This window comes from Cupriavidus sp. GW821-FHT07C08 (genome assembly GCF_059419025.1).
In genome coordinates this window covers 71,256-93,221 of sequence record NZ_JBWKQZ010000037.1, presented here as the reverse complement: position 1 = coordinate 93,221, position 21,966 = coordinate 71,256, and the positions used below count along the sequence as shown (strand labels likewise).

Annotated in this window: 19 protein-coding genes; 14 read left to right on the top strand and 5 right to left on the bottom strand. The window is 68.3% G+C overall.

Going from position 1 to position 21,966, the window contains the following annotated elements; genetic code table 11:
• Window positions 1-8: 8 nt before the first annotated feature.
• Both AC07UK_RS33665 and AC07UK_RS33660 read left to right on the top strand, forming a co-directional pair.
• Complete coding sequence (locus tag AC07UK_RS33665; protein WP_013958094.1) at window positions 9-1,007, top strand: ABC transporter ATP-binding protein; 999 nt, start codon at window positions 9-11, stop codon at window positions 1,005-1,007.
• A gap of 26 nt (window positions 1,008-1,033) precedes the next feature.
• A complete protein-coding gene (locus AC07UK_RS33660; protein WP_436223116.1) occupies window positions 1,034-2,065 on the top strand; it encodes an ABC transporter ATP-binding protein in 1,032 nt (343 codons plus the stop codon).
• 47 nt (window positions 2,066-2,112) lie between these two features.
• Here the strand turns inward: AC07UK_RS33660 and AC07UK_RS33655 are convergent, their stop codons facing one another.
• Complete coding sequence (locus AC07UK_RS33655) at window positions 2,113-3,315, bottom strand: ABC transporter substrate-binding protein (RefSeq protein ID WP_494688067.1); 1,203 nt, start codon at window positions 3,313-3,315, stop codon at window positions 2,113-2,115.
• 286 nt (window positions 3,316-3,601) lie between these two features.
• Between AC07UK_RS33655 and AC07UK_RS33650 the strand changes: the two genes are divergently transcribed.
• From AC07UK_RS33650 to AC07UK_RS33635, 4 genes are all read left to right on the top strand, one after another.
• The gene (locus AC07UK_RS33650; protein WP_494688068.1) at window positions 3,602-5,710 is read left to right on the top strand and encodes a molybdopterin-containing oxidoreductase family protein; all 2,109 of its coding nucleotides are present in this window, start codon (window positions 3,602-3,604) and stop codon (window positions 5,708-5,710) included.
• Complete coding sequence (locus AC07UK_RS33645) at window positions 5,707-6,840, top strand: aminopeptidase (protein WP_494688069.1); 1,134 nt, start codon at window positions 5,707-5,709, stop codon at window positions 6,838-6,840. The genes AC07UK_RS33650 and AC07UK_RS33645 overlap by 4 nt, the downstream gene beginning before the upstream one ends.
• A gap of 32 nt (window positions 6,841-6,872) precedes the next feature.
• A complete protein-coding gene (locus AC07UK_RS33640) occupies window positions 6,873-7,535 on the top strand; it encodes a TetR/AcrR family transcriptional regulator (RefSeq protein WP_494688070.1) in 663 nt (220 codons plus the stop codon).
• A 189-nt stretch (window positions 7,536-7,724) separates the two neighbouring features.
• Window positions 7,725-9,407 carry a long-chain fatty acid--CoA ligase gene (locus tag AC07UK_RS33635; RefSeq protein WP_436222712.1) on the top strand — a complete coding sequence of 561 codons (1,683 nt, stop codon included), beginning with the start codon at window positions 7,725-7,727 and terminating at the stop codon, window positions 9,405-9,407.
• Window positions 9,408-9,479: 72 nt separating this feature from the next.
• On the opposite strand, the gene AC07UK_RS33630 is transcribed toward AC07UK_RS33635, so the two are convergent.
• The 4 genes from AC07UK_RS33630 to AC07UK_RS33615 all read right to left on the bottom strand — a co-directional run bounded on the left by AC07UK_RS33630 (window position 9,480) and on the right by AC07UK_RS33615 (window position 12,883).
• Entirely contained in the window at window positions 9,480-9,926 is a 447-nt protein-coding gene (locus AC07UK_RS33630; RefSeq protein WP_436222711.1) for a hypothetical protein, read from the bottom strand.
• Complete coding sequence (locus tag AC07UK_RS33625) at window positions 9,923-10,426, bottom strand: MarR family winged helix-turn-helix transcriptional regulator (protein ID WP_013958086.1); 504 nt, start codon at window positions 10,424-10,426, stop codon at window positions 9,923-9,925. The genes AC07UK_RS33630 and AC07UK_RS33625 overlap by 4 nt, the downstream gene beginning before the upstream one ends.
• Window positions 10,427-10,556: 130 nt before the next feature.
• Window positions 10,557-11,558, bottom strand: coding sequence for a tripartite tricarboxylate transporter substrate binding protein (locus AC07UK_RS33620; RefSeq protein ID WP_013958085.1), 1,002 nt, complete (start codon window positions 11,556-11,558; stop codon window positions 10,557-10,559).
• A gap of 185 nt (window positions 11,559-11,743) precedes the next feature.
• Complete coding sequence (locus AC07UK_RS33615) at window positions 11,744-12,883, bottom strand: porin (protein ID WP_436222710.1); 1,140 nt, start codon at window positions 12,881-12,883, stop codon at window positions 11,744-11,746.
• A 337-nt stretch (window positions 12,884-13,220) separates the two neighbouring features.
• On the opposite strand from AC07UK_RS33615, the gene coq7 reads away from it, so the two are divergent.
• The 8 genes from coq7 (at window position 13,221) to mraY (ending at window position 21,956) form a co-directional block, all read left to right on the top strand.
• Entirely contained in the window at window positions 13,221-13,844 is a 624-nt protein-coding gene (gene coq7, locus AC07UK_RS33610) for a 2-polyprenyl-3-methyl-6-methoxy-1,4-benzoquinone monooxygenase (RefSeq protein ID WP_114134142.1), read from the top strand.
• A 419-nt stretch (window positions 13,845-14,263) separates the two neighbouring features.
• Window positions 14,264-14,692 (top strand): division/cell wall cluster transcriptional repressor MraZ, encoded by a 429-nt coding sequence (gene mraZ, locus AC07UK_RS33605; RefSeq protein WP_013958082.1) that lies wholly within the window; start codon window positions 14,264-14,266, stop codon window positions 14,690-14,692.
• A gap of 7 nt (window positions 14,693-14,699) precedes the next feature.
• Complete coding sequence (rsmH, locus tag AC07UK_RS33600; RefSeq protein ID WP_436222709.1) at window positions 14,700-15,701, top strand: 16S rRNA (cytosine(1402)-N(4))-methyltransferase RsmH; 1,002 nt, start codon at window positions 14,700-14,702, stop codon at window positions 15,699-15,701.
• Window positions 15,698-16,015, top strand: a complete 318-nt coding sequence (gene ftsL / locus AC07UK_RS33595; protein ID WP_114134140.1) for a cell division protein FtsL — start codon at window positions 15,698-15,700, stop codon at window positions 16,013-16,015. The genes rsmH and ftsL overlap by 4 nt, the downstream gene beginning before the upstream one ends.
• Window positions 16,012-17,817 (top strand): peptidoglycan D,D-transpeptidase FtsI family protein, encoded by a 1,806-nt coding sequence (locus AC07UK_RS33590; RefSeq protein WP_436222708.1) that lies wholly within the window; start codon window positions 16,012-16,014, stop codon window positions 17,815-17,817. Before ftsL ends, AC07UK_RS33590 begins: the two co-directional genes overlap by 4 nt.
• Window positions 17,814-19,376: a UDP-N-acetylmuramoyl-L-alanyl-D-glutamate--2,6-diaminopimelate ligase gene (locus AC07UK_RS33585; protein ID WP_494688072.1), complete on the top strand. Its 1,563-nt coding sequence runs from the start codon at window positions 17,814-17,816 to the stop codon at window positions 19,374-19,376. Before AC07UK_RS33590 ends, AC07UK_RS33585 begins: the two co-directional genes overlap by 4 nt.
• On the top strand, window positions 19,373-20,773 hold the full coding sequence (locus tag AC07UK_RS33580) for a UDP-N-acetylmuramoyl-tripeptide--D-alanyl-D-alanine ligase (RefSeq protein WP_436222707.1): 1,401 nt from the start codon (window positions 19,373-19,375) through the stop codon (window positions 20,771-20,773). The genes AC07UK_RS33585 and AC07UK_RS33580 overlap by 4 nt, the downstream gene beginning before the upstream one ends.
• A 13-nt stretch (window positions 20,774-20,786) precedes the next feature.
• Window positions 20,787-21,956 carry a phospho-N-acetylmuramoyl-pentapeptide-transferase gene (gene mraY / locus AC07UK_RS33575; protein ID WP_042887312.1) on the top strand — a complete coding sequence of 390 codons (1,170 nt, stop codon included), beginning with the start codon at window positions 20,787-20,789 and terminating at the stop codon, window positions 21,954-21,956.
• The last annotated feature ends 10 nt before the right edge of the window (window positions 21,957-21,966 follow it).

The following is a 21,966-nucleotide window of genomic DNA, read 5'->3' as shown; positions in this document are numbered from 1 at the left end:
AGCGGAACATGGCACAACCGACATTGGTGGTTGAACACCTGAAGACGCAATTCCACACGCGCGGCGGCATCGCCAAGGCCGTCGACGACGTGTCCTTCACCGTGGGCCGCGGCGAGATCATGGGGCTGGTGGGCGAGTCCGGCTCGGGCAAGTCCATGACGGGCTATTCGATCATGGGCCTGATCGACCCGCCCGGGAAGATCGTCGACGGCCGCATCGCGCTGACCAGCCGCGACGGCATCACCCGCGACCTGCGCGCGCTCACGCCGGCGCAGCAGCGCGACGTGCGCGGCAACCGCATCGCAATGATCTTCCAGGACCCGATGATGACGCTGAACCCGGTCCTGCGCATCGACACGCAGATGATCGAGGCGGTGCTGGCCCATGAGAAGGTGGGCAAGGCGGTGGCGCGCGAACGCGCGCGCAATGCGCTCGCGCGGGTCGGCATCCCGTCGCCGGACGAGCGCCTGCAGGCCTATCCGCACCAGTTCTCGGGCGGCATGCGCCAGCGCGTGGCGATCGCGATCGCGCTGCTGAACAAGCCCGACCTGATCATTGCCGACGAACCGACCACCGCGCTGGACGTCACCATCCAGGGCCAGATCCTGTACGAGATGCAGACCCTGTGCCGCGAATCGGGCACGGCGCTGATCTGGATCACGCACGACCTGTCGGTGGTGGCGGGGCTGGCCGATACCGTGTGCGTGATGTACGCCGGCAAGATCGTGGAGGCCGGCGACGTGCGCCAGGTGCTGGAGCACCCCGAGCACCCGTACACCCACGGGCTGATCAGCTCGGCGCCGTCGCGCAATCCGCGCGGCGCGCCGCTGCGGCAGATCCCGGGCATGACGCCGTCGCTGCTGAACCTGCCGGGCGGCTGTGCCTTCCGTGAGCGCTGCCCCTACGCCACCGCTGCCTGCAAGACCGAGCCGCCGCTGGAGACCGCCGCCGACGGCCGCCGCCTGCGCTGCTTCCATCCGGTGCTGGCCAACCAGGAGGCGGCATGAGCGCAACTGAACTGCAATCCCGACCGATGACGAATCCTGCCGCTGAAGAGGGGGCCACGCCGAGCGCGCCGATCCTGGAGCTGCGCGGCGTGTCCAAGCGCTTCGTCAAGTCGCTCGACGCCGCCGCGCGCATCGCCAACCTGTTCGGCGCCCATGCGCATGACGAGGTGGTGCACGCGGTCGACCGCGTCGACCTGAGTATCCGTGCCGGTGAGGTGGTCGGCCTGGTGGGCGAGTCCGGCTGCGGCAAGTCCACGCTGGGCCGCATGGCTGTAGGCCTGCACTCACTGACCGAGGGCGAGCGTTTCTGGCGCGGCACCAACCTCGACCACCTGCCGCCCGACAAGCGCCGCGAGAAGCAGCTGGCGATCCAGATGATCTTCCAGGACCCGTACGCCTCGCTCAATCCGCGGCTGCGCGTGCTGGATATCGTCGGCGAGGCGCCGGTGGTGCACGGCATGGTCGGGCGCGGCGCGCAGAAGGGCTATGTGGAAGACATGCTGGTGCGCGTGGGCATGGACCCGACCGTGCTGCGGCGCTTTCCGCACCAGTTCTCCGGCGGGCAGCGCGCGCGCATCGGCATTGCCCGGGCGCTGGCGGTGAAGCCCGAGTTCCTGGTGTGCGACGAGTCGGTGGCGGCGCTGGACGTGTCGATCCAGGCCCAGGTGCTGAACCTGTTCATGCGCCTGCGTGAAGACCTGAACTTGACCTACCTGTTCATCAGCCACGACCTGGGCGTGGTCAAGCACATCAGCGACCGCGTGGTGATCATGTACCTGGGGCGGGTGGTTGAATCCGCGCCGACCGAAGACGTGTTCGCCGCGCCCAACCATCCCTATACCCAGGCACTGCTGGCCGAGGCGCCCAAGCTGGAGGTGGCCCGCAAGACCTATGTCGCGATCCGCGGCGAGATCCCGTCGCCGCTGAACCCGCCGCCGGGCTGCCACTTCCACCCGCGCTGCCCGCATGCGATGCCGCGTTGCCGGGAAGAGCAGCCGCTGCTGAAGGAGATTGCGCCGATGCGGTTCTCGGCGTGTCACCTGAACGACATGGAGTAGGGCATGGTTTTCTCCTCCCGCGCGCAGGGAGGAGAAAACCCGGAGTCTCAGCGGATCACCTGGCCCTTCGAATTGATGATCGTCATCTCCACGAATTTCGAACCCACGTGGTTCTCCGGCGTGAAGTTGACGATAAACCCGCCGAGGTCATAGCTGCGCATTGACTCCAGCGCGGTCACCAGCTTCTCGCGCGTCAGGTCCTTGCCGGCGCGGCGCAGGCCTTCGGTGAAGGCCTTGGCGGCGATAAAGCCTTCGATGCTGGCGTAGTCGAATTCGCTGGGCTTGCCGGCGGCCTGCAGCATGCGCAGGTACTCCCGCACGATCGGCAGCGTGGCGTTGCCCGGGTGCGGCATCACCTGCGAGATGATCACGCCGCTGCCCTGCGCGCCGACCTCGTTGGCCAGCGCCTGCGTGCCGACGAAGGAGACGTTGTAGAACTGGCCGTTGTAGCCGCGGCGCAGCGCTTCCTTCACGAAGGCGCCGGCGGTGCGGTAGGCGCTGATCATCACCACGGCGTCGGGCCTGGTCTTCATCGAGCCCTGGATGGCGTCGCCGATTTCCGTGGTATTGCGGACCACGGGCTCGCGCGCGACGATCTGTACGCCGCTGTCGGGCGCGGCCTTGAGCGCGCGCTCAAGTCCTTCCAGTCCGGCCTTTCCGTAGGCGTCCTCGTTGTAGACCACGGCCACGCGCCTGAGCCCGGTGGTATGGATCTGGCGCAGGATGGCCGCGGTTTCCTCGTTGTAGCCGGCGCGCACGTGGAAGACGTAGCGGCTGCGCGGCTCGCGCAGCGACTGCGCCCCGGTGTACGGGCCGAAGAACGGCACCCTGGCCTGGATTGCCAGCGGCAGAGCGGCCTGGCTGGTGGGCGTGCCGACATAACCGAAGAGGGCGAAGACGCGGTCTTCCTCGATCAGCTTCTTTGTGTTCCTGGCGGCGGGCTCGGGCTCGTAGTAGTCGTCCAGCGCCTCCAGCCGGATCTTGCGGCCGTAGATGCCGCCCTGCCGGTTGATATGGTCGAAATACAGCCGCGCGCCCGAGTTCATCTGCTTGCCGAGCACAGCGGTCGGGCCGGTCAGGGCGGCGGACTGGCCCAGCAGGATGGTGTCGGCAGTGACGCCGTTTTCGGATGTGTCGGCGGTGCCCGCCGTGTTGGCTGCGAAGGCAGCGCAGGATGCGCCACCCGTGCCGATGGCGCACGCCACCAGCAGGCCGGCAAGCCGGCCATTGACCCCGGATCGGAAAGACATAAACCCCCGCGAAATGTGGTTCGGTTACCCGTTGGCCGCGTCGGCCGGTCTCTCGCCGGCGAATTGCTCACGTCGTGCGGCATGGTGCGCGTACCGGTCTGTGCAGGCAGCGCGCCGGCACATCATAATCGAATACAATCGGATCGAGATACTCCCCGCCATCACCCCGCACGGCCGGGAAAGCGCCGCCCGCCGGCGCAGCTCGGGCGCCGCAACCCGCCGCCTGCGCCGGCATCTCCAGTTCCGTACGAACGAACGAAAACAACACACCCCGCCCGGAGACCCCATGGCTTCCCGCATCGTCCGCGCCGCCTGTCCGCATGACTGCCCCGACACTTGTGCCTTGCTCGTCACCGTCGAGGACGGCCGTGCCGTCAAGGTAGCGGGCGATCCCGACCATCCCGGCACGCAGGGCGTGCTGTGCACCAAGGTGTCGCGCTACACCGAGCGCACCTACCACCCGGACCGGCTGCTGACGCCGATGAAGCGCATCGGCAGGAAGGGCGAAGGCAAGTTCGCGCCGATCTCCTGGGAGGAGGCGCTGGACACCATCGCCACCCGCCTGCAGGCGATCGCCGCGCGCGATCCGCAGGCGATCGTGCCGTACAGCTACGCCGGCACCATGGGGCTGGTGCAGGGCGAGAGCATGGCCGCGCGCTTCTTCAACAAGCTGGGCGCGTCGCGGCTGGACCGCACCATCTGCGCCAGCGCCGGCGCCACCGCGCTGCGCTACACCTACGGCGCCAGCGTGGGCATGGACATGGAGCACGTGGTCGATGCCAGGCTGGTGATCATCTGGGGGGGCAACCCGATTGCCTCCAACCTGCATTTCTGGACCCGCGCGCAGGAAGCCAAGCGGCGCGGCGCCACGCTGGTGGCAATCGACCCGTACCGCTCGCTGAGCGCCGAGAAGTGCCATCGCCATATCGCCCCGATGCCCGGCACCGACGGCGCGCTGGCGCTGGCGCTGATCCATGTGCTGATCCGCGACGACCTGCTCGACCACGACTACATTGAACGCCACACCGTCGGCTTCGATGCGCTGCGCGAGCGCGCGCAGGCCTACACCCCGGCACGCGCGGCCGAGATCTGCGGCATCCCGGCCGAGGACATCGAATGGCTGGCCGGCCTCTACGGCCAGCTGGCGGTGCGCGAGCGCCAGCCGGTGGCAATCCGCCTGAACTACGGCATGCAGCGCGTGCACGGCGGCGGCCAGGCGGTGCGCGCGGTGGCGTGCCTGCCGTCGCTGGTGGGCGCCTGGCGCCAGCCCGCGGGCGGGCTGCAGCTGTCGACCTCGGGCTTCTTCCCGATCGACGAAGCCGCGCTGCAGCGCCCCGACCTGCTGCCTGGCTGGCCGCAGACGCTGCCGCGCATCGTCAACATGAGCACCATCGGCGACGCGCTGCTGGCCGAGCCGGCGCCCGGCGCGCCGCGCATCGAGGCCGTGGTGGTCTACAACAGCAACCCGGTCGCGGTGGCGCCGGAATCCGGCAAGGTCGCCGCCGGCTTTGCGCGCGAGGACCTGTTCACGGTGGTGCTGGAGCACTTCCGCACTGACACAGCCGACTATGCCGACATCCTGCTGCCGGCGACCACGCAGCTTGAGCACACCGACGTGCACAAGGCCTACGGCCATACCTATTTCCTGGCCAACAACGCCGCCATCGCGCCGATGGGCGAGGCCCTGCCCAATACCGAGATCTTCCGCCGGCTGGCGCAGCGCCTGGGCTTCACCGAGGCGTGCTTTGCCGACAGCGACGAGGCCATTGCCGCGCAGGCCATCATTCCGGGCGATGCGCGCGCGGCCGGCATCAGCTGGGAATCATTGAAGGAGCAGGGCTGGCAGAAGCTGGCGCTGCCGGCGGCGCCGTTCGCCGAGGGCGGCTTCCCGACCGCATCGGGCAAGTGCCAGTTCTATTCGGAGCCGATGGCGCGCGACGGCTTCGACCCGCTGCCTGACTACGTGCCGCAGTACGAGGCGCCGCTGACCGCGCCCGAGCTGGCGGCGCGCTATCCGCTGGCGATGATCTCGCCGCCGGCGCGCAACTTCCTCAACAGCTCCTTCGTCAACGTCGACAGCCTGCGCGCCACCGAGGGCGAGCCGCACCTGGACATCCACCCGGCCGACGCGGCCGAGCGCGGCATCGTGCACGGCGCCATGGTGCGCGTCTTCAACGACCGCGGCAGCATGGTGGCGCGCGCCCGCGTCACCGACCGCGCCCGGCGCGGGCTGGTGGTGGGCCTGTCGATCTGGTGGAAGAAGCTGGCTTCGGACGGCAAGAACGCCAACGAGCTGACCAGCCAGCGCCTGACCGACCTGGGCCGCGCGCCGGTGTTCTATGACTGCCTGGTGCAGGTCGAGGCCTGCACGGAAGGGGCAGTCCTGCCGGCATGACGCCGCAGCCTGGCCGCCGGCGCTGGGCGGCACTCCTGGCGGCGACCGGCCTCACCGCGGTGGTCCTGGTGACGGCCGGGTGCGAGGCCGTCGGCTACTACGCGCAGTCGATCGGCGGCCACCTGGGCGTGATGGCCCAGGCACAGCCGCTGACCGACGCCATCGCCAGCGCGCGCGACGCCAACGATGCGCGCCTGGCGCAGCGGCTGGCGCTGGCCGGCCGCATGCGCGACTTTGCCTCGCGCGAACTGAAGCTGCCCGAGAACGGCAGCTACCGCCGCTACGCCAACCTGCACCGGCCCTATGTGGTGTGGAGCGTGTTCGCCACGCCCGAGCTGTCGATGGACCTGCGCAGGTGGTGCTTCCCCATCGTCGGCTGCATCAGCTACCGCGGCTACTACGCCCAGTCCGATGCCGAGCAGTATGCGCAGGGATTGCGCCGCGACGGGCTTGAGACGTACGTGGCAGGCATCCCCGCCTATTCGACGCTGGGCTATTTCGACGACCCGCTGCTCAATACCTTCGTCTACCTGCCCGAGGGCGAACTGGCGCGGCTGATCTTCCACGAGCTGGCGCACCAGGTGGTGTACGTGCGCAACGACACCGCCTTCAACGAGTCCTTCGCCACCGCGGTGGAAGCCGCGGGCGTGGAGCGCTGGCTGGCCGAGGATGCGTCGGAGGAGGCGCGCGCCAGCTATCGGCAGTACGATGCCCGGCGCCAGCAGTTCCGCGCGCTGTTGCTGGGCACGCGCGACCGGCTGGTGGCGCTGTATCAGACCCCGCTCGATGACGACGCCAAGCGCGAGGGCAAGGCCAGGATCTTCGCCGACCTGCGCACCGAGTACGCGCGGCTGCGCACGGAGTGGGGCGGCTTCAGCGGCTATGACCGCTGGTTCGACCAGCCACTGACCAACGCCCATCTGGCCGCGGTGGCCACCTACCAGCAGTGGGTGCCGGCCTTCACCGCGTTGCTGGCGCGGTGCAACGGCGACTGGCAGCGGTTCTATGACGAGGCCGCCCGTATCGGCGCGCTGCCCGCCGCTGAGCGCGAGGCCGCGCTGCAGCGGCTGGCGCCGCCGGCCACGCGCACCGGCACGCTGACCGCGGGCGGCAAGACGGCGGCCAACTAAGCTGCCGCGTCCCGCCGTGCGAGAATTGCATCATGTCGATTGCACCCAGATCCGCACCGCTGAACCCGCCGTTGAGCCCACCGCCAGAGACGCAGCCGGCCCGCCCGCATATCGCCGAGCGCCAGGAGGCCCGCCGCCGCCAGATCCTCGATACCGCCGCGCAGCTCTTCTACAGCAAGGGCTATCCCGGCATGACCATGAACGACCTGTGCCGCGCGCTGGGCGTGACCAAGCCGGCGGTCTACTACTACTTTACTGACAAGTACGAGATCTTCGACATCCTGTGCCGCGAGTCGGCCCAGACCTGCCTGCCCGTGATCCGCGAGACCGCGGACCCGGCGCTGCCGGTGCGCGAGCGCCTGCAGGCCTGCCTGCTCGAGATGGCGCGGCGCTGCGTCGCCTGCCATGTGCCGGCCACGCTGAGCTTTCGCGACAACCAGTACCTGCGCCCCGACACCGTGGCGTGGCTCGACAGCATGGCGCGGGACTTCTATCGCGACCTCTATGCGCTGCTGGAGGAGGGCAAGCGCGACGGCGTGTTCGCCTTCGGCGACGCGCGCGTGACGGCGCACGCGATCGGCAGCGTGGTGGGGTTCCTGTACACCTGGCATGAACCCGGGCGCATGGACCCGGAGACGCTGGCGCAGGAGCTTGCCGCCAGCATGATGAAGCTGGCGCTGCCCAGCGGCGGGTGAGTGCGGGTTTGCCTCACTAGGGGTTATCCCGCTACTTGCGCCCGATCGGTGGCGCATAATGCCCGTCAGGGGCATCAAGGCCTGTCCGGTGACCCCGAGGACTTCGTCTAAGTTGTTGTTTTAACCGGGGCGCACGTTTAGCATCTCGGCAAAATCGAACGACCATTCAGAAATTCAGGAGACGGTGCTATGGAAAGAATTTGGCTGAAACACTACCCGGCCGGCGTTCCCGCCGAGATCGATGCCAGCCAGTTCCGCTCGCTTGCCGCGCTGCTCGAGGCGTCTTTCCGCACCTATGCCGACCGCAAGGCCTTCATCTGCATGGACAAGGCCATCACCTACGGCGAACTGGACCAGCTCTCGGCCCACTTTGCCGCGTGGCTGCAGTCGCGCGGGCTGCGCCCCGGCGCACGTGTGGCGATCATGATGCCGAACGTGCTGCAGTACCCGGTGGTGCTGGCGGCGGTGCTGCGCGCCGGCTTCGTGGTGGTCAACGTCAACCCGCTCTACACCCCGCGCGAGCTCGAGCACCAGCTCAAGGACAGCGGCGCCGAGGCCATCGTGATCCTGGAGAACTTTGCCTCGACGCTGCAGCAGGTGCTGGCCAAGACCCCGGTCAAGCACGTGGTGGTGGCCAGCATGGGCGACCTGCTCGGCGGCCTGAAGGGCGCGATCGTCAATTTCGTGGTGCGCAACGTCAAGAAGATGGTACCGGCGTGGGAGCTGCCCAACTGCGTGCGCTTCAACAGCGTGCTGGCCGAAGGCCGCAAGCTGACGCTGCAGCCGGCCACCACGGGGCCGGAGGACGTTGCCTTCCTGCAGTACACGGGCGGCACCACCGGTGTATCCAAGGGCGCGGTGCTGCTGCACCGTAACGTGGTGGCCAACGTGCTGCAGTCCGAGGCGTGGATGCAGCCGGCGCTGGACAAGGGCGCCCATATCGACCAGCCCATCACCATCACCGCGCTGCCGCTGTACCACATCTTCGCGCTGACGGTCTGCTGCCTGCTGGGCATGCGCAGCGGCGGCACCAGCGTGCTGATCCCGAATCCGCGCGACATCCCGGGCTTCATCAAGGAACTGCAGAAGTACAAGTTCAACATGTTTCCGGCGGTCAACACGCTGTATAACGCGCTGCTCAACAACCCGGAGATCAGCAAGGTCGATTTCTCCGGCCTGCGCGTGGCCAACGGCGGCGGCATGGCGGTGCAGGAGGCGGTGGCCAAGCAGTGGCTGGCCAAGACCGGCTGCCCGATCATCGAAGGCTACGGCCTGTCTGAGACCTCGCCCTCGGCCACCTGCAACCCGACCGACACCAACGTGTTCTCCGGCACCATCGGCATGCCGCTGCCGTCGACCGAAGTGGTGATCCGCGACGACGACGGCAAGGACGTGCCGCTCGGCCAGCCGGGCGAGATCTGCATCCGCGGCCCGCAGGTGATGGCCGGCTACTGGAACCGCCCGGACGAGACCGCCAAGGTCATGACCCCGGACGGCTTCTTCAAGACCGGCGACATCGGCGTGATGGACGAGCGCGGCTACACCAAGATCGTCGACCGCAAGAAGGACATGATCCTGGTGTCGGGCTTCAACGTGTATCCGAACGAGGTCGAAGGCGTGGTCGCCGAGTGCCCGGGCGTGCTGGAAGTGGCGGCCGTGGGCGTGCCCGACACGCACTCGGGCGAGGTGGTCAAGCTGTTCGTGGTGAAGAAGGATCCGGGGCTGACCGAGGCCGATGTGATCGAGTTCTGCAAGGAACGCCTGACCGGCTACAAGCGGCCCAAGTACGTCGAGTTCCGCACCGAGCTGCCCAAGACCAACGTCGGCAAGATCCTGCGCCGCGAACTGCGCGACAGCCGCAAGGCCGCCTGAGCGGCAGCCGCTGCAAACGACAACGGCCTCCCGAGTGGAGGCCGTTGTGCTTTCAGGCCGCGTTGCGGCGGCTCAGCACTCGTTCGATGGCGCCAGGCGGGCCTCCTGGCTGCCGTCGGGGTAGATCACCCGCACGCACGCGCCTGGCTCCAGCCCCGGCACCGCCGGCGCGTTGGCCGATACGATCGCGCCGTCCATGGTTCGCACCTTGTACTGGAACAGGTCCACCTGCTGCACCGGCGCGGGCTTGTTGAACAGCCGGCTCAGGTCGAAGGCAAAGCCCACGCCCACCCCGCCACCCCCGCCGCCACCCGCGGCGCCCACGCCGACGCTGGTGCCGCCGCCGTAGTACGGGGGCACCTGGGCCACGTCCAGGCGGGTCAGGAACGTCCTCTCGGTGACGCGGCCAAGCTTGATGGTGGCGTTCACCGGCGTGACCTGTGGCGGCGGCGGCGTGCTGCTGCAGGCGGCCAGCACCGGCAGCAGGCCGCACAGGGTAAGGAGGGCAAGCGGTTTCATGGCGAGATCAGGCCGGTCTTGAGCCGGCCAAGCAGTCGGAACAGGGCGCGCCGGTCGGTCTCGGCCAGGCCGGAGAACAGTTGCTCGATCCAGTCCTCATGCGCGCGCGCCATGCGCGAGAACGCGGCGCGCCCGGCCGGGGTCAGGCGGATCAGGTAGGCACGGCGGTCAGTGGGCAGGGCCTCGCGCGAGACCAGGCCTTCCTGCTGCAGCTGGTCGGTGATGCCGGTGACATTGCCGCCTGTCACCATCATGCGGCGCGACAGCTCGCCCATCTTCAGGCCTTCAGGGTGGCGGTCGAGCTGCGCCATCAGGTCGAAGCGCGGCAGCGTGCAGGCAAAATCCTGGCGCAGCCGCGAACGGATATCGCCCTCGATCAGGGTGGTGCAGGTCAACAGCCGCAACCACAGCCGCAGGGCTTCGTGCTCGGTCTGGTCGGCGCGGGTTTCAAGGTCGACCGGCGCGCTTTCGGCGCCGGCGGCAGGGGACGGGTTTGGCATCTTCAGTGCATCGGTGCGCAGGGGTGCGGCCGCAGCCGCCAGAGGCTGCCCACGGGGCGGGCAGCCGACATTTGATGCCTCAAGTATATGCGCGATATGGGCCGCCGCCCTGCCGGCGATCAAATCGGCGTCAATCCACCTTGGCGCCGGAATCCTTGACCACCTTGGCCCACTTGGCGGTTTCGGCGCGGATGAACGCGGCGAACTGCTCCGGGGTGTTGCCGACAGGCTCGGCGCCCTGCGCCTGCAGGCGTTCTCGCACGGCCGGGGCATTCAGCGCCTTGGCCACTTCCTGCTGGATGCGGTGGATGACATCCGGCGGCGTGCCGGCCGGCGCCAGCATGCCGAACCAGGAGCTGGCTTCATACTGCGGCAGGCCCGCGGCCTGGGCGATGGTCGGCACGCCCGGCAGCGCCGGCGACGGCCTGGCGCTGGTCACCGCCAGCGCCTTGAGCTTGCCGCTCTTGATCAGCGCCATCGACGACGGCAGGTTGTCGAACATCACCTGCACGGTGCCCCCGGCCAGGTCCGTCAGCGCCGGCCCGCTGCCCTTGTACGGGAAGTGGACCATGAAGGTCCGGGTCTGCGTCTTGAACAGCTCCCCGGCCAGGTGGATCGAGGTGCCGTTGCCGCTGGAGGCCATGTTGATCTTGCCGGGGTTGGCGCGCGCGTAGGCGATCAGGTCCTTGACGCTGTCGATCTTGTTTTGCTGCGCAAACGCCGGGTTCAGCACCAGCACGTTGGGCACGGCCGCCACCTCGGTGATCGGAGCGAAGTCCTTGATCGGGTCGAACGGCAGCTTGCCGTACAGCGACTGGTTGATGCCATGGGTGCCCACGGTGCCCATCAGCAGCGTGTAGCCATCCGGCGCGGCCTTGGCGACGAGGTCCGCGCCGATATTGCCGCCGGCGCCGGGCTTGTTGTCGACCACCACGTTCCAGCCCGGCAGCCTGGCCAGCTCCGCGGCCACGGCGCGGGCCAGGATGTCGGTGGTGCCGCCGGCGGCAAAGGGCACCACCAGCCGGATCGGCTTGGCCGGGTACGGGTCGGCGGCCAGCACCGACTGGCTGGCGAGCGCGGCAAGGCTGGCGGACAGCAGCAGCGCGACGGCGCGCCGGCGATTGGGTTGCATGCGTGAGTCTCCTGGTGTTGTCCGCTCGTGAGGTCGGTGGGGCGGCTACGGTAAGTGCATTCTAGTCCGCTGCCGGGGTGGCGCCGATGAGGTGATGCCCTATGGGAGTTGGGGGGCGCGCCAATGAAAAAAGGCACCCGGAGGTGCCTTTGCAGACCGGCCTTGCGACCGGGATCGACAGGCGATCAGAACTTGTGGCGGATGCCCAGGGCGACGCCGACCATGTTGTCCTTGCCGGAACCCAGGAAGTAGCCGTTGGCGAAGCTGATGGCCGAGGTGTCGAAGTTCAGGCCGGCGTTCTTCGAATAGGCGGTGGTCAGGTAGAGGTCGGTGCGCTTGGACAGGTTGTAGTCGGCGACGAACGAAATCTGCCAGGGGTTCTTGATGTTGTTGGTGGCGCCGGTGGCGGCCAGGTTCAGGTTCTTGACGTCGTCGTAGTAGTAAGCCAGCGTCAGGCCCAGCGCCGTCGTGACCTGGTAGTTGGCACCGACCCAGTAGTAGTTGTCCTTCAGGATCGTATTGTCATTCGGTGCCTTGTTCATGCCCCAGCGATAGCCGGCCATCAGCTTGGCCGGGCCGAAGGCATAGCTGGCAGCAACCGCGGCCTTCTTGAAGTCACCGGTGCCACCGGCGGCGTTCAGGGTCGGGTTGTACTGGTCATAGGCGGCGGTAATGCCGAACGGGCCGGCGGCCCACGCCAGGCCGGCACCGTAGCCGGTGTCGCGGCGGAACTGGCCGGGGACTTCGCCGCCGCCGGCAACGCCGTTACCGAACGACCAGTGCGCGACCGCGGTCACCGGGCCGAACTTGCCGGTGTACTTGGCGGTGTTGTCCGAGCGGAAGTTCAGGCCCAGTTGAGCGACCACCGGCTCGTACTGGGTGGCATAGCCGGTCGGCGAAAAGTTGGCCATCATGTCGAACAGCGAGGTGTACTGGCGACCGAAGGTCACGCGGCCGACCTGGTCGCTTTCCAGGCCGACGTAGGCTTGACGACCGAACAGGCGGCCACCTTGCTGCGATTTCCCGTCATCCAGCCCAAAACCGCTTTCAAGCACAAAGAGCGCCTTCAGGCCGCTGCCCAGGTCCTCGACGCCACGCAGGCCCCAGCGCGAGCCGGACAGGCCGCCGGAGGACATCCGGAACAGGTTGTGCGCTGGGCCCGGGAACGGATTAGTGGGGCTGGCGTTGGTCGGGTTGGTCGTCGACATATTGCTGACGTATTCGAGGTTCGCATCGGCCACGCCGTACAGGGTCACGCTCGATTGGGCCTGCGCCGCCCCAGCAAATGCGCCAAGCGCTGCCAGCGCCAGAAGCGATTTCTTCATGCTCGTTGATCTCCACTGTAAGAATTATTGGTGACGGCCCGGGAGAACCTCCTGTTGGTCTCCATCCCCCGTGCGTCAAACTTCCTTGGAAGTTGCGAAGTACTGTAACAAACAACCCTTAATTCACTAGTCAGGCCAATCCCCCTTTGTCTTCTTTTAACAACTCAGGGTTTCTGAGTAGCCAGGCGCATCAATGCAAGGCGGGATGCGGGTTGGCGCCGATTAGAGGCAAGCTACAATGCGGGTAATCCCGATGGCCCCTGCGCGTGCCGCGCCGCGGCTGCGCACCCCACGATGGCAGGGGCTGGCGGGAACGAAGACCAACTGCCTCTGCGACATGGACAACCTGATCAAAGAATTCGACGTGGCATTGCGCGCCATTGCCGGCGCCACGCGCACCGCGCGCACCAACCCGGCTGACCGGCTGGCGCCGGACACAGAACAGATGAGCGCCGATGAACGCCGCCACGTGGCCGGGCTGATGCGCATCAACCATGTCGGCGAGGTCTGCGCGCAGGCCCTGTACCAGGCCCAGAAGCTCACCGCGCGCAACGGCGCGGTGCGCGCGCAGATGGATGCCGCCGCGCGCGAAGAGGAAGACCACCTGGCCTGGTGCGCCGAGCGCCTGCGCGAACTGGGCTCGCGCCCGAGCCTGCTCAACCCGCTGTGGTACGCCGGCGCCTTCGCCATCGGCTGGGTGGCCGGCCGCGCCGGCGATCGTGTCAGCCTGGGCTTCGTCGCCGAGACCGAGCGCCAGGTCGAGCACCACCTAGGCGGGCACCTGGACCGCCTGCCCGAGGCCGACGGCCGCTCGCGCGCCATCCTCGAGCAGATGCGCGACGACGAGATCCGCCACGGCGATGCCGCGCGCGATGCCGGCGGGATCCCGTTGCCCGCCCCGGTGCGGGCACTGATGCGCGGCGCCTCGCGCGTGATGACCACCGCCGCCTACCGGATCTGAGCCGGCCCTTGCCTGCCCCTCGCTGGCCCTGGTTCTGGCAGGGCTGGCGGGCAATTGTTGTATCCTCTCTTCGCGCGACGGGGCAGGTCTTTCCCGTGCCGCCGGCAGTTCCTCCGCAAGTGGTTCTCAGGTGGTTTCTCGGCTTTCCTCCCTAAGATCTTCATTTCATTAAGGATTCACTTTTTCGGTGCGTGAAGTGTGCGCGCTAAGTCATTGTTCTGATTCAAAAAAACTCGTTTGCTGCCCTGCAACCAGCCTTGACCCGCCATATCGCTTCCTCTAAAGTGGGAAATAGTGTGAGGAAGTGTATTTTTGTGTGAAATTGGGCCCCGGCCGTGGGATGATGTCGCCATAGTCGGAACAGAAGGGATTCACGCGCATGCTGGCCGACAACCGGCCGGCATGGACCGGGAGCAAGCTTGTTTCAGGGAGCATCGGCACTCTCGCTGGATGCCAAGGGGCGGATGTCCATTCCGTCCCGGCACCGCGAGGCGCTGCAACAGCAGGCCGAGGGCCGGGTGACGCTGACCAAGCACCCGGATGGCTGCCTGTTGCTGTTTCCCCGGCCCGAGTGGGAAACCTTCCGCACGCGCATTGCAGCGCTGCCGATGGATGCGCACTGGTGGAAGCGCATCTTCCTGGGCAACGCCGCCGACGTGGAAATGGACGGCGCGGGCCGGGTGCTGATCGCCCCGGAACTGCGCAGTGCCGCCTTGCTCGACAAGGAAGTCATGCTGCTCGGCATGGGCAGCCATTTCGAAGTGTGGGATGCCGCGACCTACGCCGCCAAGGAACAGCAGGCGATGGCGCAGGGCATGCCCGAAGCATTGAAGAATTTCTCTTTCTGACGAGGTCATGAGTCCTACCGGAACGCCGGCAACCCCCGCCCTGCGCCATCGCACCGTGCTGCTGGACGAGGCCGTCGACGCCTTGGTCTGGCGGCCAGACGGGGTCTACGTCGACGGCACCTTCGGCAGGGGAGGGCACAGCCGGGCGGTGCTGGCCCGGCTGGGGCCAGACGGGGCCCTGGTTGCGTTCGACAAGGACCCAGCAGCAATCGCAGAAGCGGGCACCATCAAGGATGCCCGCTTCTCCATTGAGCACGCGAGCTTTGCGGCCATGGCCGAGCGCCTGTCGGGGCGCGGCCACGTCGCTGGCGTGCTGCTTGACCTGGGGATCAGCTCGCCCCAGATCGACGAGGCGGCGAGGGGGTTTTCCTTTCGTTTCGAGGGCCCGCTGGACATGCGCATGGACACCACGCGCGGCATCACTGCCGCGCAGTGGCTGGCGCAGGCGGATGAGCAGGACATTGCCAGGGTGATACGAGACTATGGGGAAGAACGGTTTGCTGTACAGATTGCAAAGGCGATTGTTGCTCGCCGGAGCGAACCCGGCGATGGCGGACCCATCGCCACTACTGCCGACCTTGCCGCGCTCGTGGCGAAAGCCGTCAAGACACGCGAGAAGGGTCAGGACCCTGCGACCCGCACCTTTCAGGCTCTACGGATTCACGTCAATCAAGAGCTTGAGGACCTCGAAAGAGGGCTGAAGGCGGCGTATGAACTGCTGCAGGTCGGAGGGCGCCTGGTGGTGATCAGCTTCCACTCGCTGGAGGACCGCATCGTCAAGCGGTTCATGGCGGCGCACGCCCGTCCCCAGCAGGATGCCGACCCGGCGCTGCGCCGCGCGCCGCTGCGCGCGGCCGACCTGCCGCAACCGACGCTGCGCCTGCTCGGCCGCTACAAACCGGGCACCGAGGAGGTAGCCGCCAACCCGCGCGCGCGCTCGGCCGTGATGCGCGTGGCCGAGAAGCTGGCCCCTGCCTCGACCCCTGCGGGCGGAGGCGCACGCGCATGAACCGCCTGACCTTCTTCCTGCTCGCCGCGCTGATCCTGTGCGCGCTGTCGCTGGTGAGCGCGCAGCACCAGGCGCGCACGCTGTTCGTCGCGCTGGAGCGGGCCCAGGCTGAAGAGAAGCAGCTCGATATCGACTGGTCGCGCCTGCAGTACCAGCAGAGCGCGCTGGGCAAGAGCGCGCGCATCGCCGACACGGCGCGCGCGCAGCTGAAGATGGCGCCGGTCAACCCCGGCAAGACCCAGTACCTGTCCGGCATCGTGCTGCCGCCGCCCGCCGAGGCGGCGCCGGCCAGTGCCGCGGAGGCGCGCCGATGAGCATGGCCCGTCCCAACCCGCCCCGCCGTGACCGCAACGGCACCGCCTCGCGCCCGCGCAGCGGCCAGTTCTCGGCCAGCCCGGTGCTGGGCCTGCGCCTGCCGATGTGGCGCTCCAAGCTGGTGGTGTTCATGATGTTCGCGGCCTTCGGCGCGCTGGCCGTACGCGCGGCCTGGATCCAGGGCCCCGGCAACCAGTTCTACGAGGCCGAGGGCAAGAAGCGCTTCCAGCGCACGCTGGAGCTGCCGGCCACGCGCGGCAAGATCCTGGACCGCAACGGCCTGGTGCTGGCCACCAGCCTGCCGGTCAAGGCCATCTGGGCGGTGCCCGAGGACGTGCCCAACCAGGTCGATGCCGCCAAGATCCGCCAGCTGGCCAAGTTGCTCGGCATGTCCGAGAAAGACCTGGGCAAGAAGCTGTCCGAGGACAAGGGCTTCGTCTACCTGAAGCGCCAGGTGCTGCCTGACGTCGCCGACAAGATCGCCGCGCTGAAGATCGAAGGCATCCACCAGACCCGCGAATACAAGCGCTTCTACCCGGAAGGCGAGGCGATGGCCCACATCGTCGGCTTCACCAACGTGGAAGACCGCGGCCAGGAAGGCGTGGAGCTGGCGCGCGAGCCCGGCCTGGCCGGCCGTGCCGGCGCGCGCCAGGTGATCAAGGACCGCCTGGGCCGCGTGGTCGAGGACGTTGGCGTGCTGAAGACCCCGCGTGACGGCGAGGACATCCAGCTGTCGATCGACGCCAAGATCCAGTACCTGGCCTATAACGAACTCAAGGCCGTGGTCGAAAAGCACAAGGCCAAGGCCGCCAGCGCCGTGGTGCTCGACGCCCAGACCGGCGAAGTGCTGGCGCTGGCCAACTGGCCCACCTACAACCCCAACGACCGTACCCGGCTGTCCGGCGAGCAGCTGCGCAACCGCGTGCTGACCGATACCTTCGAGCCGGGCTCGATGATGAAGCCGATCACGGTCGGCCTGGCGCTGCAGCTCAAGCGCGTGACGCCGTCCACGGTGATCACCACCACCGGCAAGTACAACTTCGAAGGCGCCACCATCAGCGATACCCACAACTATGGGGCGCTGACGGTGAGCGGCGTGATCCAGAAGTCGAGCAACATCGGCACGACCAAGATCGCGATGCTGATGAAGCCGCAGGAAATGTGGGACATGTTCACCAGTGTCGGCCTTGGCCAGGCGCCCAAGATCGGCTTCCCCGGCGCCGTGGCCGGCCGCGTGCGCCCGTTCAAGAGCTGGCGCCCGATCGAGCAGGCCACCATGTCGTACGGCTACGGCCTGTCGGTGTCGCTGTTCCAGATGGCGCATGCCTACACCATCTTCGCGCATGACGGCGAGCTGATCCCGGTGTCGATGTTCCGCACCAACGGTCCTGTCACCGGCGAACGCATCCTGTCGCCCCAAGTGGCGCGCGATGTGCGCGCCATGCTGGAAACCGTGACCGCGCCCGGCGGCACCGCCCCCGAGGCGCAGGTGATGGGCTACCGCGTCGGCGGCAAGACCGGCACCGCCTACAAGCATGAAGGCCGCGGCTACAACCGCAGCAAGTACCGCGCCTCGTTCATCGGCCTGGCGCCGATGTCGAATCCGCGCATCATCGTGGCTGTCAGCGTGGACGAGCCCACCGCCGGCAGCCACTACGGCGGCCTGGTGGCCGGCCCGGCGTTCGCGGCCATCACCGGGGGCACGCTGCGCGCACTGAATGTGCAGCCCGACTCGCCGATCCGCCAGCTGGTGGTCAGCGACAAGGTGCAGGAGAGCGAACCGTGGAGCTCGACCCAATGACGGCCAAGCCACTGCTCCCGCTCGAGGTCACCGCCCAGGCCAGCAACGCGCTGGCCTGGCTGCGTACCAACGTGGCCGCCGCCGCGCAGCTGACCGGCGATACCCGGCGCCTGGCGCGCGGCGATGTGTTCTTCGCCTACGTGCTCGGCAACGAGCGCCTGGCCACCGACGGCCGGCCCCATATCGCCCAAGCGATCGCCGCCGGCGCGGGGGCCATCGTCTATGAGGCCGACGGCTTCGACTGGCCCTTCGGCGACGTCGTGCCGCACCTCGCGGTGAACGGCCTGCACCAGCTGGCCGGCCCGATCGCCGCCGGCTGGCATGGCAACCCGGTGCGCGGCCTGGCCGTGACCGGCATTACCGGCACCAATGGCAAGACCTCGTGCAGCCAGTGGCTGGCACGGGTGCTGCAGGCCGCCGGCACGCCCTGCGCGACCATCGGCACGCTGGGCACCGGCTTCCCGGGCGCGCTGCAGGCCACCGGCTTCACCACGCCCGACGCGGTGCAGCTGCAGGCCAGCCTGGCGTCCCTGCACGACGCCGGCGCGCGCGCCGTGGCGATGGAGGTGTCCTCGCACGGCCTGGAGCAGGAGCGCGTGGCCGGCACGCATTTCTCGGTGGCGGTGCTGACCAACCTGACCCAGGACCACCTCGACTACCACGGCTCGATGGCCGAGTACGAGGCCGCCAAGGAGAGCCTGTTCCGCTGGGACGGCCTGCGTACCGCTGTGATCAACCGCGACGACGCCATGGGCCAGCGCCTGCTGGCGGCGGACGCCGCCGCCATCGGTGCGCCGCACGTGATCGAATACGGCATCGACGGCCCCGGCGCGGCCACGGTGCGCCGCCCGCGCGGCGAGTGGCTGCGCGCCACCAACGTGCGCGCCACGCCCACCGGCACGGCCTTCCATATCGACGGCAGCTTCGGCAGCGCCGAGATGGCCACGCCGATGATCGGCGCCTTCAATGTCAGCAACCTGCTGGCGGTGCTGGGTGCGGCACTCGCCAACGGCGTGGCGTGGGACGCGGCCATCGCCGCGCTGCGCGCGCTGACGCCGGTGGAAGGGCGCATGGAGTTGTTCGGTGCCGCCGGCGGCCCGGATGCGCCGCTGGCCGTGGTCGACTACGCCCATACCCCGGATGCGCTGGCGCAGACGCTGGCCGCGCTGCGCCCGGTGGCGCAGGCGCGCAACGGCCGCTTGTGGTGCGTGTTCGGCTGCGGCGGCGACCGCGACCCGATCAAGCGCCCGCTGATGGGCGCAGTGGCCGAGCGCGAGGCCGACGAGGTCATCCTGACCAGCGACAACCCGCGCAGCGAAGACCCGCAGGACATCCTGGACGCCATTGCCGACGGCATGGCCGAGCGCGCGCGCGCGCGCCAGATCGAAGACCGCGCCGCGGCCATCCTCTATGCCGTCAGGCACGCGGCACCGGCCGACGTGGTGCTGGTGGCGGGCAAGGGCCATGAGGCCACCCAGGAGATCCAGGGCCGCAAGCGCCCGTTCTCCGATCGCGAACACGTACGACTGGCGCTTGCCACCCGTGGAGTATCGGCATGAGCCAGACCCCAATGACCACCTTGCAGCAAGCCGCCGGCTGGATCGCCGGCGCGCGCGTTTGCGGCGACGGCGCCGTGAAGTTTTCGCGCGTGCATACCGACAGCCGCAGCGTCGAGACTGGCGACTTGTTCGTCGCCCTCAAGGGGGAGCGCTTCGACGCGCATGACTTCATCGCCGACGTGGTGGCACGCGGCGCTGCCGCCGTGCTGGTCAGCCGCGAGCTCGATGCAGGCGTGCCGGCCATCGTCGCGCCGGACACGCGCCTCGCGCTGGGCGAGCTGGGCGCCGGCTGGCGCCGCCAGTTCACGCTGCCGGCGGTGGCGGTGACCGGCAGCAACGGCAAGACCACGGTCAAGGAAATGATCGCGGCCATCTTTGCCGCGGCGGTGGGCGAGGACCAGCGCCTGGCCACCGGCGGCAACCTGAACAACGATATCGGCCTGCCGCTGACGGTGCTGCGCCTGCGCGCCACGCACAAGCTGGCGGTGCTGGAGCTCGGCATGAACCACCCGGGCGAGACGGTCTACCTGGCCGGCATCGCCCAGCCCACCGTGGCGGTGATCACCAACGCGCAGCGCGAGCACCAGGAGTTCATGGTGAACGTGGAAGCCGTTGCCCACGAGCACGCCGCCGCGATTGCGGCGCTGCCGGCTCACGGCGTGGCGGTGTACCCGCTCGATGCGGAAAGCGGCGGCGCCCACGCGCCGGTGTGGCGCGAAGCCGCGGGCGCGCGCCGCGCGCTGTCGTTCGGCACCTCGCAGCGCGCCGATGTGCACGCCACCGTGACGCTGGTCGACGGCGCACAGGTGATGCAGGTACGCGCGCCCGGCCATGGCTTCGACGTGCGCCTGGCGCTGCTGGGTGAGCACAACGTGCGCAACGCGCTGGCCGCCATCGCCTGCGCGCTGGCCGCGGGAGTGCATGTGCCGGCGATCCAGTCGGGCCTGGCCGGCTTCCATGCGGTCAAGGGTCGGCTGCAGGTCAAGTACACGCCGGGTGGGACGGTCGTCATCGACGACACATATAACGCCAACCCCGACTCCATGCGTGCCGCCATCGACGTGCTGGCCGGCTTTGCCGCGCCGCGCATCCTGGTGCTGGGCGACATGGGCGAAGTGGGCGACCAGGGCCCGGCGTTCCACGAAGAGATCGGTGCCTACGCCAAGGCGCGCGGCGTTGGCACGCTGTGGGCGACCGGCGAACTGGCCGTGCATGCGGTGCAGGCATTCGGCGCGGGCGGCCGGCATTTCGGCACGGCGCAAGCACTGGAAAAGGCACTGGAGGAAGACAGCAGGGGCATGGTGGCGCAAGCGGGCGCCGTGCTGGTGAAGGGATCGCGCTTCATGCGCATGGAACGGATGGTCGCGGCGCTGGTCGCAGACTCTTCCGCACACTAAATAAGACAACACGATGTTATTGGCTCTGGCCCAGTGGCTGCAAAACGACTACAGCTTCCTCCGGGTCGTCAACTACCTGACTTTCCGCGCGGTGATGGCCAACCTCACCGCGCTTCTGATCGGGCTGGCGTTCGGTCCGTGGGTGATCCGCAAGCTGACCGAGCTGAAGGTCGGCCAGGCGGTGCGCACCATCGGCCCGCAGACCCACCTGGTCAAGGCCGGCACGCCGACCATGGGCGGCGTGCTGGTGCTGGTCTCGATCGCGGTGTCGACGCTGCTGTGGTGCGACTGGGGCAACCGTTTCATCTGGGTGGTGATGCTGGTCACCTTCGGCTACGGCGCCATCGGCTGGGTCGACGACTACCGCAAGGTGGTGTATCGCGACCCGCGCGGCATGTCGAGCCGCGAGAAATTTTTCTGGCAGACGCTGATCGGCCTGGTGGCCGCGGTCTACCTGGCGTTCTCGGTGTCGGAGAGCAGCAACGTCAGGGTGTGGGACCTGTTCCTGAGCTGGGTCGAGGGCGGGCTGTCGCTGGACATGCCGTACAAGTCCAACCTGATCGTGCCCTTCTTCAAGGAGGTCAGCTACCCGCTGGGCGTGGCCGGCTTCATCGTGCTGACCTACCTGGTGATCGTGGGCTCGAGCAATGCCGTCAACCTGACCGACGGCCTGGACGGGCTGGTGATCATGCCGGTGGTGCTGGTCGGCAGCGGGCTGGGTGTGTTTGCGTACGTGATGGGCAGTTCGGTCTACAGCAAGTACCTGCTGTTCCCGCATATCCCGGGCGCGGGCGAGCTGCTGATCTTCTGCTCGGCGCTGGGCGGGGCGGGGCTGGCCTTCCTCTGGTTCAACGCGCACCCGGCGCAGGTGTTCATGGGCGACGTGGGCGCGCTGGCGCTGGGCGGCGCGCTGGGCACGGTGGCGGTGATCGTGCGCCAGGAGATCGTGCTGTTCGTGATGGGCGGCATCTTCGTGGTGGAAACACTGTCGGTGATGGCGCAGGTCACGTGGTTCAAGATCACCAAGCGCCGCTATGGCGAAGGCAGGCGGCTCTTCAGGATGGCGCCGCTGCACCACCATTTCGAGCTGGGCGGCTGGAAGGAAACCCAGGTCACGGTGCGCTTCTGGATCATCACCATGCTGCTGGTGCTGATCGGGTTGTCGACACTGAAGTTGCGTTAACGGTTGCGCG